The organism is Amycolatopsis sp. NPDC004079 (assembly GCF_040610415.1).
Taxonomy (GTDB): Bacteria; Actinomycetota; Actinomycetes; order Mycobacteriales; family Pseudonocardiaceae; genus Amycolatopsis; species Amycolatopsis halotolerans.
Genome location: NZ_JBEXMH010000131.1, coordinates 1 through 11,257 on the forward strand (window position 1 = coordinate 1; position 11,257 = coordinate 11,257).

The window sequence follows — 11,257 nt, forward strand, 5'->3', positions numbered from 1 at the left end:
CAGTCCTACCGGGAGCTCACCCAACCTCAGGGCATCACCACGCCAACCACCCCATCCAGTTCTCAGACGCCCTCTCAGGGTTCCCCTCACGGACGCCTGGCCCCGCCCGGATCCTTCGACCTGGGCAAACTGCACCCGCGGCGCCAAGTCCCTGGCATTGGAATCTGATTCCCTCAAGGAGTCCTTCACGGACCACAACCCGGCTTCCGTTCCTGGGTCCGGGGCCCACGGTGACGTGCGCTCAACCGGATCGAGCCAGCTGATCTGCGGAAACACGCCGGAGGTGCGTCCGCATCGCAGCCTTAAGTTCCTGGCATTGGGCCTCGGGGCGAAGGTGCCGTCGCTGATTGCGCGGAGGCGGGGATGCCGTTCAGCGCGGGTGTGTGAAGGGTTGTCGCTCACGGGGGTGCGTCGCCTGCTGGGCCGGTTCGCCAAGCGGGCTGCTTCGCGACCGCGCGCTTCGCCAAGCGGGCTGCTTCGTCGACTGGGCCGGTTCGCCAAGCGGGCTGCCTCGCAACCGCGTCGCTTCGCAACCCGCGTCGCTTCGCAGCCGGGTCGTTTCGCAACCGGGTCGCTTCGGGCGGTCGGCTGGCGGTGAATGCGGGAATCCGCCGCCAACCGATTCGTCGCTCGGCTGTGAACTGATTCGGCTCGGTAGGTCTTCAAAGCTCGTTTTCTCGGCGAGAACTGTCCTGTTCGCCGCCCCTCGGACCCAAGTCCGTCCGGCTCCACGATCGTGGCGATCCGTTTCCGCAGGTCGAAGGCGTCCGCGCGCTGCTGGGGCACTGCCGTGCGCGCTGCCCGTTCCTGCTGTCAATGCTGCCCTTGCGTAGCCAACTGAGACGTAGATCTCCACCGTTGGGGTGAAATCTGCTCGGTCGGGCAGCTTAGGCTCTTACGGCGCGTTACTTATTGAGAAACATTCACTTCGGTCCGGACAGGTTCGCGACCGGGTAACGAAGGAGGCGCCGTCGTGGAAACCGAACCGCAGGTCGTCCGCGCGACGATCATCTTCGGGCTGCGCACGTTCGGGTCCGTCCCGCTGCCGGTGCGCGCCGATTTGGAATACGACCCGGCGGATCCGTTCGCGGTGTCGGTCGGCTACCACGCAGGTGGCGGCGTCGTGCGCTGGCTGTTCGGGCGCGACCTTCTCGCCGACGGCCTGCTCGCCCCCGCGGGCGACGGGGACGTCCAGGTGCGACCGGCCGCCGACGACAGCCGGGTGCTCGTCGAGCTGAACGCGCCGGACGGCTCCGCGGTGCTGGAGGCGGCGGCGAACGAACTCGCCGACTTCCTCGACCGCACCTACGACGAGGTTCCTGTCGGCTCCGAAGACCGTTGCTTCGACTTCGACGAGGAACTGGCGAAGCTCGCCTTCCGCGACTGACGGTCCACAGTGGACATAAGTCGCGGACGGACTCGCCGCGGGCAGTTCTGGAGCAAGCGGACTGATCCGCCGCGAGACTGACCGGCCGTTGACGTCCGGGCTCGGCCGCCGCGCGAATCGCGTTGTGCGGCGGCGAGTCCGCGCAGCGACGCCGGGTCGATGCGGCTGCCGCACGAGCGGATGCGAGAAGCCCCTATGGGGGGCCGGTTCGCTTTCTGCGACAGGAAACGGCGTCGTGGTTTGGTCGCTGTGCGAATTGAGGGCCGCAGTGCGAACGGCGAGATCTCGCGGGACAAACCCGACCGTCACCGCATCGGCCGACTGCGGGCAGGCATCCCCCAACCAGGTGCCCCCGAGTGAACGCCCAGTGAACGAACCCCGCGCCCGCGCCACAACCTCACAAACCCGCCGACACCCGCCCAGTCCGGCTCAATCCCCGCGCACGCCGTCAACCTAGGCACCCCCGAACAGGCGGACTCCGCCGCCGCGGGAGTGAACCTCCCCGTCACCCGGGTTGACCGCACTCGCAGAGCGCGTACGGTCGCCTGTGTTGGCTGTTGTCCAGAACCACACTGCGGTCAGCGCCCCAAGCAGATCTCTGCGAGAGGAGCGCAAACCCATGACTCCCCACTTTCCCGGCGTCACCGCGCCGGTCGAATTGACTGTTCGCGCGGCCAGGCAGGCGGACGCGATCCACCTCGCCCCGGTCGGCGATCTCGACGCGGCGACTGCGCACGTCTTCGCAGAGGCGGTCGCGCCGTTGACCGGGCCGGTGGTCGTCGACCTGTCCGGCGTCGCGTTCCTGAGCTGCGCCGGCGTCCGCGCCCTGCTCGACGCGCACGAGCGGATCCCCCTGTTCACGGTCGTGCCCGGGTCGGCGCACGCGGTCCGGCGGTGTCTCGCGGTGACCGGCGCGGACGAAATCCTCGGTGTCCGCGAGACTGTCGCCGCCTGATCGAGCGAGTTTCGCCGCCGCCGCGCACGGGTAGGCCGCCGACATGACGATCGAGACGAACCGCGTTCCGCAGCTCGAACTCACCAACGGCGTCCGGATCCCGCAGTTCGGCCTGGGCGTCTTCCAGATCCCGCCGGAGGAAACCGCCGCGAGGGTGCGGGAAGCGCTGGAGGCGGGGTACCGGCACCTCGACACGGCGCAGATGTACCGCAACGAGGAGGGCGTCGGCGCGGGCATCCGCGATTCCGGCGTGCCGCGCGAGGAAATCTTCGTCACCACGAAGCTGGCCAACGACGCGCAGGGCCACGACAACGCGATCAACGCGATGGAAGGCAGCCTGCAGCGGCTCGAACTGGAGTACGTCGACCTCTACCTGATCCACTGGCCGCTGCCGAAGCAGGACAAATACGTGGCCACCTGGCACGGTTTCGAGGAACTCCAGCGCGCCGGAAAGGCCCGCGCGATCGGGGTGTCCAACTTCCAGATCCCGCACCTGGAACGGCTGGCGGCCGAGTCGGCAACGGTGCCCGCGGTGAACCAGATCGAGTTGCATCCCGCGTTGCAGCAACCGGAATTGCGCGCCTACCACGAGGCGCACGGCATCGTGACTGAGGCGTGGAGCCCGCTCGCCCAAGGCGAGGTGCTCGAAGACCCGCTGCTGGCCGAATTGGCCGGGAAGCACGGCAAGACGCCCGCGCAGATCGTGCTGCGCTGGCACGTGCAACTCGGCAACGTCGTGTTCCCGAAGTCGTCGTCGCCGAAGCGCATGCGGGAGAACATCGACATTTTCGACTTCTCCCTCAGCGACAGCGACCTCGACGTCCTCAGCGGTCTTGACGAGGGTCGCCGCACGGGCTTCGACCCGGACACCTTCGAAGGCTGAACCAGATCACCCAGTCGCACGTTGTCTCCATTGAGGAAGGAGGCAGCGTGCGACTGTCCTGTTTCGTGGTCCCCGGCGACATCGACGACCGCGGCGTGCCCAGCGGCGGCAACACCTACGACCGCCGCATGGCCGAGCACCTGCCGGTAGGGCTGCGGCCGGTCGGCGGCGCCTGGCCGGACCCTGACGAGGGCGCGAAAAAGCAGCTGGACCAGGTCCTCGCGAAGGTCCCCGGCGGCGCGAGAGTGCTGCTCGACGGCCTGGTCGCCTGCGGAGTGCCGGACGTCCTCGCCTCGCATGCGGACCGGCTCGACCTGGCTGTCCTCGTGCACCTGCCGCTGGCCGACGAAACCGGCCTGGACCCGCAGCGCGCGGCTGACCTCGATGCCCGCGAACGCCAGACGCTCCACCTGGCGCACCAGGTCATCGTCACCAGCGCAGCCGCCGCCCGTGCCGTCGAGCAACGCCACGGCCTCGCCACTGTCCACATCGCGCCGCCCGGGACCGATCCGGCACCGCAGGCGACCGGAACCGACGGAGTGTCACAGCTGATCTGCGTCGCGGCAGTGACCCCGCGCAAGGGGCAGGACATCCTCCTCGACGCACTGTCCGAAGTGGACGACGTAAGAGTGGACTTCGTCGGCTCACAAACCCGAAACCCGGCCTACGCCAACGGCTTGAGTCACCCCCGAGCCCGCTTCACCGGCCCGCTCGACGGCTCAGCGCTCGAAGCCGCCTACGACCGGGCCGACCTGTTGGTCCTGCCTTCGCACGCGGAGACCTACGGCATGGTCGTCACGGAGGCGCTCGCGCGCGGCATCCCGGTGCTGGCCTCGGACGTCGGCGGCATCCCCGACGCACTCGGCCGCACACCGGACGGCGAGCGACCCGGTCTCCTCGTCCCGCCCGGCGACGAAGCAGCGCTCGCGGTAGCGCTCCGAAGCTGGCGCGACGACCCTGAACTGCGGAAACGCCTCCGTGTCGCGGCTGCGGCGAGAGCGCGCACACTGGAGGGGTGGGCCGCCGCGGCGGCTCGGTTGCGCGGAATCTTGGCGGTGGGTTGATGCGGTGGCTGCGACTGCTGGCCGGGGCCGCGCTCATCGCCGCGCTGTGGTGGCGGCTGGGGACCGGGGCGTTCGCCGGTGGTCTGCGTGCCTTGGGTCCGGTTCCGATCGCGATAGCCCTCGTCATCGGCGTCGTGACGACGCTGGCGAGCGCGGCCCGCTGGCGGCTGGTCGCGGCGCGGCTCGGCCTGCACCTGCCGTTTCGCGAAGCCGTCGGCGACTGCTACGGCGCGCAATTCCTCAACGGCGTCCTGCCCGCTGGCGTCCTCGGCGACGTCCACCGCGCGGTGCAGCACGGACGACGCTCTGGTGACGTCGGCCGCGGCGTCCGGGCGGTCGTGCTCGAACGCGTCGCCGGGCAAACCGTGGTGGTGGTCGCCGGACTCGCCGTCGTGGTCTTCCGGCCGGAGCTGCTGCCGCGTCAGGTGCTGATCTGCCTGGGGATCGTCGCGGCCGCGCTGGTCGTGGTGGCAGTGGCGATGCGACAACGGCTCAGGCACGTCTGGGCGGCCGACATCCGGACCGGCGTGCTCGGCGCGTGGCCCGGCGTCACCGGATGGTCTGTGCTGGCGGTGGCGGGGCATCTGACGCTGTTCGTGGTCGCCGCCCGGGCGGCTGGCGCGACCGCGCCGTTGAGCGTCCTGTTGCCGCTGCTGGTCCTCGCGTTGCTGGCGATGGGCATGCCGCTCAACGTCGGCGGGTTCGGCCCGCGCGAGGGCACTGCGGCGCTTTCGTTCGCCGCCGCCGGGCTGGGCGCGGAGCAGGGCGTGACGGTCGCGGTCGGCTACGGCGTGCTCGGTCTGGTCTCGACGCTGCCCGGCGGGGTGGTTCTCGCGCTCCGCCGGATGATCCGGCGGCCGGACCCGGACGCCGGGCCGGTATCGTCCGGCCAGTGGCAGCGGCTTTTCGGGCGATTCGGCGACGGTGGTTCGCGGCGCTGGCCGTCGTCCCCGTTCTGGCCGCCTCGGCCTGCGCGGCTTCGGACGCGTCGATCAGCCGGGCAGGCGACGTCGTGCACACCGCCGCCGGCGCCGTCCGCGGGGACGTCACTCCCGACCACCGGGTCTTCCAAGGCATCCCGTACGCGGCCGCACCCGTCGGGCAGCGGCGCTGGCAGCCGCCCGCCCCGGTCGAGCCCTGGGCGGGGGAGCGCGACGCCACGAAACCAGGGCCCCGCTGTCCGCAGGCCGCCGACGGAGCCCTGACCAGCGAGGACTGCCTCTACCTGAACGTCTGGACCCCGCCGGCCGGCCACACCGGGCGGCCCGTCCTGGTGTGGCTGCACGGCGGCGCGTTCCTCAGCGGAGGCGGTGACCGCTACGGCGCCGCCCGGCTCGTCGACCGCGGCGACGCGGTGGTCGTCACGCTCAACTACCGGCTCGGCGCGCTCGGCTTCCTCGCCGACCCGTCGCTCGGCCCGGAGCCGGGCAACTACGGCTTCCTCGACCAGCAGCAGGCGCTGCTGTGGGTGCGCGACAACATCGAATCCTTCGGCGGCGACCCGAACCAGGTGACGATCGCGGGGGAGTCCGCGGGCGGGATGTCGGTGTGCGACCACCTCGTCGCGCCCGGCTCGCGCGGGCTGTTCCGGGCCGCGATCATCCAAAGTGGACCGTGCCAGGCGCAGGCGACGCTGCCCGCCGCCGAAAACAAGAGCGTCGAGTACGCCGCCGCGCGCGGCTGCACCGACCGCAAGACCGCCGCGGAATGCCTGCGTGCGTTGCCCGTCAAGAAACTCCTGGCCGTTCCGGCGTACGGCTCGATCGCGGGCATCGAGATGCCAGGGCCGGTCACCGGCGGTTCGGTGCTGCCCGGCAAGGTCCCCGCCACCCCGGTGCCGGTCATGCTGGGCACGACGCACGACGAGTTCACGTATTTCCTCGCCGAGCAGGCGGCGGCCGGTCGCGAAGTCACGCGCCACGGTTACCCGCAAGCGCTTGCCACCGTGTTCCCCAACGCGGCCGCGGTCGCTCGCGAATACCCGGTGGATGCGTTCAGTGGCAACGCTTCTCTCGCGTACGCGGCGGCTGTCACCGACTGGGCGTTCGCCTGCCCGACAGCGAAGCTGGCCAGTTCGCTGCCGAGCGTGTCGACGTACGAGTTCAACGACCCGACTTCACCGGCCGCGGCCGCGCTGCGAGCGCCGTTCCCGCTCGGGGCCACGCACACCGCGGAACTGCCGTACCTGTTCGATTTTGCCGAGCAGCCAACAACGTTCACCCCAGCTCAGCAGCGGCTCGCGGACCGGATGGTGGACGACTGGACGGCGTTCGTCCGCGGCGGCCCGACCGGCCAGTCGGTCGCGTACCGGCCGGGCGGCGCGCAGCCGTTGACCGGTTTCGCGAAAGATCACCACTGCGGCTTCTGGGCTTCTCTACGCTGACCGCATGACCGTGCGCGCCGAAGACCTCGACGAAGCCCTCACCTGCGTTTCCGCCACTCTCACGCCCGTCATCGGCGGCGACTGGACCCGTCCGGCGGGCGATCTCGAGTGGGATTGCCGTTACACCGCAGAGCACCTCGGCGACACGCTCCTCTCCTACGCGGCCCAGGTCGTGAGCCGCCCGGCCGACCGTTACGTGCGCTTCCTCGCCAAGACCGAGGACGACGCGTCCCCGGCCGAACTGCTCGAATTCGCCCTGACCGGCGGCCGTTTGCTCGCCGCCGCCGTCCGGGCCAGCGGGCCGGACGAACGCGCCTACCACCCGACCGGCAGCTCCGATCCGGCCGGTTTCGCCGCGATGGGCTGTGTGGAACTCCTGTTGCACGGCGACGACATCGCCCGAGGACTCGGCGTCGCGATCGATCCGCCGCGCGAGGTCTGCGCCCGCGTCGTCGCGCGGCTTTTCCCTGAGCAGGAACCGATTCCCGACGCTTGGGACGCGCTTCGCTGGTGCGCCGGCCGGATCGGCCTGCCCGGACAACCCCGGCGGACCGGCTGGAAGTGGCGGGGCAGCCCGCTCGAGGATCGCTCGATTCCCGAGGAGTGAACACGCCTGCCCGCGGGCTGGTCACATCCGGTAGTCTTGACCACCAGGTCGAGAGGCGCTGCAACGGACCGGTGGTCCGCCACGCTCGGCCGGTACCACCATCCAAGGGCGCCTCCGTGGACTCATGCGGAGGTGGCGATGACCCAGAACCTGCGGAACCTGCTCGACCAGCGCGTCGTCGTGCTCGACGGGGCCTGGGGCACGATGCTGCAGGGCGCCGGTCTCGCTCCCGAGGACTATCGGGCGGATTGGCTCGAAGGGCACGAGAAGGACGTCACCGGCGACCCGGACCTGCTGAACCTCACGCGGCCGGACGTCGTGCTCGACGTGCACCGCCAATACCTCGCCGCGGGCGCGGACATCACCACCACCAACACGTTCACCGCCACCAGCATCGGCCAGGCGGACTACGGCCTGCAGGACCGTGTGCGCGAGATGAACCTGCGCGCCGCGGAACTCGCGCGCCAGGCCGCGAACGAGTTCGACAACCGGTTTGTGGCCGGGTCGATCGGCCCGCTGAACGTCACGCTGTCGCTGTCGCCGCGCGTCGAGGACCCGGCGTACCGCGCGGTCACCTACGAGGACGTCAAAGCCTCGTACGCCGAGCAGATCCAGGCGCTCGCCGACGGCGGCGTCGACCTGCTGATGATCGAGACGATCTTCGACACCCTCAACTGCAAGGCCGCCATCACCGCGGCCCGCGAGGTCGCGCCGCACCTGCCGCTGTGGATTTCGGTGACCATCGTCGACCTGTCCGGGCGCACCCTGTCCGGCCAGACTGTTGAGGCGTTCTGGACCTCAGTCGCGCACGCGCGCCCGATGGTCGTCGGCGTCAACTGTTCGCTCGGTGCCGCCGAAATGCGGCCGCACGTGGAGGAACTGGCGAAACTCGCCGACACCTACACCGCGTGCCACCCGAACGCGGGCCTGCCCAACGCCTTCGGCGGCTACGACCAGACGCCCGAGGAAACCGGCGGCATGCTCGGCGAGTTCGCCGGAGCCGGGATGGTCAACATCGTCGGCGGCTGCTGCGGCACCTCGCCCGCGCACATCGCCAAGATCGCCGAGGCCGTCAAGGGTCTTCCGCCGCGGCCGGTGCCCGCGCACGAGGCGAGCACCCGGTTCTCCGGGCTCGAGCCGTTCAAGATCGGCGCGGACACCGGGTTCGTGATGATCGGCGAGCGCACCAACGTCACCGGTTCGGCGAAGTTCCGCAGGCTCATCGAGGCGGGCGACCACCAGGCGGCGGTGGACGTCGCGCTGGAGCAGGTGCGCGGCGGCGCGAACCTGCTCGACGTCAACTTCGACGCCGACCTGCTCGAATCCGAGCAGGAGATGACGACGTTCCTCAACCTCATCGCCACCGAGCCCGAGGTCGCGCGCATCCCGGTGATGGTCGACAGTTCGCGCTGGACCGTGCTGGAGGCCGGGCTCCGCTGCGTGCAGGGCAAGGGCGTGGTCAACTCGATCAGCCTCAAGGAAGGCGAGGGCTCGTTCCTGGAGCAGGCCCGGCGCATCCACGACTACGGCGCCGGTGTCGTGGTGATGGCCTTCGACGAGAAGGGCCAGGCCGACACGGTCGAGCGCAAGGTCGAAATCTGTTCCCGCGCTTACGATCTGCTCACCCGCGAGGCCGGTTTCGCCGGCGAGGACATCATTTTCGACCCGAACGTGCTCGCCGTCGCCACCGGCATCAGCGAGCACAACGGTTACGCGAAGGCGTTCATCGAGGCGCTGCCGCTGATCAAGGAGCGCTGTCCGGGCGCGCACACCTCCGGCGGCATCTCGAACCTGTCGTTCTCCTTCCGCGGCAACAACGTCGTGCGCGAGGCGATGCACTCGGCGTTCCTGTTCCACGCCGTGCGCGCCGGGCTCGACATGGGCATCGTCAACGCCGGCCAGCTCGCGGTGTACGAGGACATCCCGAAGGACCTGCTGGAACTGGTCGAGGACGTCCTGTTCGACCGCCGCGAGGACGCCACCGACCGGCTCGTGGAATTCGCCGAGACGGTCAAGGGCAGCGGCACCAAGCGCGTCGTCGACCTGTCCTGGCGCGAGAACCCGGTGGCGGAACGGCTTTCGCACGCGCTGGTGCACGGCATCGTGGACTTCATCGAGGACGACACCGAGGAGGCCCGGCAGAAGTTCGACCGGCCGCTCGAGGTGATCGAAGGCCCGCTGATGGACGGCATGAAGATCGTCGGCGACCTCTTCGGCTCCGGGAAGATGTTCCTGCCGCAGGTCGTGAAGAGCGCGCGGGTGATGAAGCGCTCGGTCGCCTACCTCGAGCCGTACATGGAGGCGGAGAAGGCGAAGATGCAGGCCGAGGGCCGCATCGACACCTCCCGCGGCCAGGGCAAGGTCGTGCTCGCCACGGTGAAGGGCGACGTGCACGACATCGGCAAGAACATCGTCGGCGTCGTGCTGGGCTGCAACAACTACGAGGTGATCGACCTCGGCGTGATGGTGCCCGCGGCGAAGATCCTCGACACCGCGGTCGCCGAGCACGCGGACGTCGTCGGGCTGTCCGGGCTGATCACGCCATCGCTGGACGAGATGGTGTCGGTGGCGCAGGAAATGCAGCGGCGCGGGCTGAAGCTGCCGCTGCTGATCGGCGGCGCGACCACGTCGAAACAGCACACCGCGGTGAAGATCGCGCCGGCGTACGACCACACGACGGTGCACGTGCTCGACGCGTCGCGGGTGGTCGGCGTGGTGTCCGATCTGCTCGACACCGACCGTGCCGACGCGCTGGACACCGCCAACCGCGCCGAACAGCAGCGGTTGCGCATCCAGCACGAGAACCGGCACTCGACGCCGATGCTGACTGTCGCGCAGGCTCGGGCGAACGCCGAGAAGGTGTCGTTCGACGAGGTCCCGACGCCGGAATTCACCGGCGTGCGCGTGGTCGAGCCGTCGATTCCCGAGCTGCGCGAGATGATCGACTGGCAGTTCCTGTTCCTGGCCTGGGAGCTCAAGGGCAAGTACCCGGCGATCCTCGACCAGCCGGTCGCGCGCGAGCTGTTCGACGACGCGAACCAGCTGCTGGACGAGATCATCGAGAACGGCTCGTTCACCGCGCGCGGCGCGTACGCGTTCTGGCCCGCGCATTCCGAGGGCGACGACATCCTGCTCGACGGCGAGTACTCGGACTGGAAGTTCCCGATGCTGCGCCAGCAGACGCAGAAGCCGGAGGGCCGCGCGAACCGGTGCCTCGCCGACTACATCGCCCCCGCCGGTTACGGCGACCATCTGGGCGGATTCGCCGTCGGGATCCACGGCGCGGAGGACCTGGCTCGCAAGTACGAGGCCGAGCACGACGACTACCGGGCGATCATGGTGAAGGCGCTGGCCGACCGGCTGGCCGAGGCGTTCGCCGAGTACCTGCACCTGGAAGCCCGCCGCCGCTGGTTCGAGCCGGACGTGCAGCCCGACCTGGCGGACCTGCACGCGGAACGCTTCCGCGGCATCCGCCCCGCGCTCGGCTACCCGGCGAGCCCGGACCACAGCGAGAAGAAGGACCTGTTCTCGCTGCTGGGGGCTGATGAGCTGGGGATCGGCCTGACCGAGTCGTACGCGATGACCCCGGCCGCAGCGGTGAGCGGGCTGATCTTCGCGCATCCGGAATCGCGGTACTTCACGGTCGGCCGGTTGGGGCGCGACCAAATGGAGGACTACGCGGCCCGGCGGGGCGAGGAACTGTCCGAGGTGGAGCGGTGGCTGCGGCCTAATCTGGCTTACTGAGCCGTCGGTTCGCGCGGTTCCGTGGGGTGACGGGCCGAGTCCTTGAGGGAATCAGGGTCAATGCCAAGAACTTAAGGCTGTGATGCGGACGCGCTTCCGGCGTGTTTCCGCAGCTCAGCCGCGGACCCGGGAACGGAAGCCGGGTTGTGGTCCGTGAAGGGCTCCTTGAGGGAATCAGATTCCTTCAGTCCCGGCGGGAACAGGAGGTGAGCGAACTGGTCGCGAAGGGCATGA

The 11,257-nt window shown here is 69.8% G+C and carries 7 protein-coding genes, 1 pseudogene and 1 riboswitch; all 8 genes and pseudogenes read left to right on the forward strand.

The genetic code is table 11. The features are described from left to right. Positions 1–973 precede the first annotated feature (973 nt). The 8 genes and pseudogenes from ABZX37_RS48495 to metH all read left to right on the forward strand — a co-directional run bounded on the left by ABZX37_RS48495 (position 974) and on the right by metH (position 11,023). Positions 974–1,387, forward strand: a complete 414-nt coding sequence (locus ABZX37_RS48495; protein WP_354751121.1) for an SsgA family sporulation/cell division regulator — start codon at positions 974–976, stop codon at positions 1,385–1,387. Between the two features lie 619 nt (positions 1,388–2,006). After that, the gene (locus ABZX37_RS48500) at positions 2,007–2,342 is read left to right on the forward strand and encodes an STAS domain-containing protein (RefSeq protein WP_354751122.1); all 336 of its coding nucleotides are present in this window, start codon (positions 2,007–2,009) and stop codon (positions 2,340–2,342) included. A gap of 43 nt (positions 2,343–2,385) precedes the next feature. Continuing rightward, a complete protein-coding gene (locus ABZX37_RS48505) occupies positions 2,386–3,225 on the forward strand; it encodes an aldo/keto reductase (RefSeq protein ID WP_354751123.1) in 840 nt (279 codons plus the stop codon). Positions 3,226–3,278: 53 nt separating this feature from the next. Beyond that, positions 3,279–4,289, forward strand: a complete 1,011-nt coding sequence (locus ABZX37_RS48510; protein ID WP_354751127.1) for a glycosyltransferase family 4 protein — start codon at positions 3,279–3,281, stop codon at positions 4,287–4,289. Next, positions 4,289–5,050 (forward strand): annotated as a pseudogene (locus tag ABZX37_RS48515) (lysylphosphatidylglycerol synthase domain-containing protein); the annotation flags it as partial. The gene ABZX37_RS48510 and the pseudogene ABZX37_RS48515, both read left to right, overlap by 1 nt. Positions 5,051–5,301: 251 nt before the next feature. Continuing rightward, positions 5,302–6,672, forward strand: coding sequence for a carboxylesterase family protein (locus ABZX37_RS48520; RefSeq protein WP_354751124.1), 1,371 nt, complete (start codon positions 5,302–5,304; stop codon positions 6,670–6,672). 4 nt (positions 6,673–6,676) lie between these two features. Next, entirely contained in the window at positions 6,677–7,279 is a 603-nt protein-coding gene (locus ABZX37_RS48525) for a maleylpyruvate isomerase N-terminal domain-containing protein (protein ID WP_354751125.1), read from the forward strand. Between the two features lie 44 nt (positions 7,280–7,323). After that, a riboswitch (S-adenosyl-L-homocysteine riboswitch) is annotated at positions 7,324–7,400 on the forward strand. Positions 7,401–7,417: 17 nt separating this feature from the next. Further along, positions 7,418–11,023: a methionine synthase gene (gene metH / locus ABZX37_RS48530; protein WP_354751126.1), complete on the forward strand. Its 3,606-nt coding sequence runs from the start codon at positions 7,418–7,420 to the stop codon at positions 11,021–11,023. Positions 11,024–11,257 lie beyond the last annotated feature (234 nt).

Excerpts from the sequence above, each read along its gene's own strand:
- ABZX37_RS48525 (WP_354751125.1), top strand. The coding sequence starts at position 6,677 with ATGACCGTGCGCGCCGAAGACCTCGACGAAGCCCTCACCTGCGTTTCC.
- ABZX37_RS48500 (WP_354751122.1), top strand. The coding sequence starts at position 2,007 with ATGACTCCCCACTTTCCCGGCGTCACCGCGCCGGTCGAATTGACTGTT.
- ABZX37_RS48505 (WP_354751123.1), top strand. The coding sequence starts at position 2,386 with ATGACGATCGAGACGAACCGCGTTCCGCAGCTCGAACTCACCAACGGC.
- metH (WP_354751126.1), top strand. The coding sequence starts at position 7,418 with ATGACCCAGAACCTGCGGAACCTGCTCGACCAGCGCGTCGTCGTGCTC.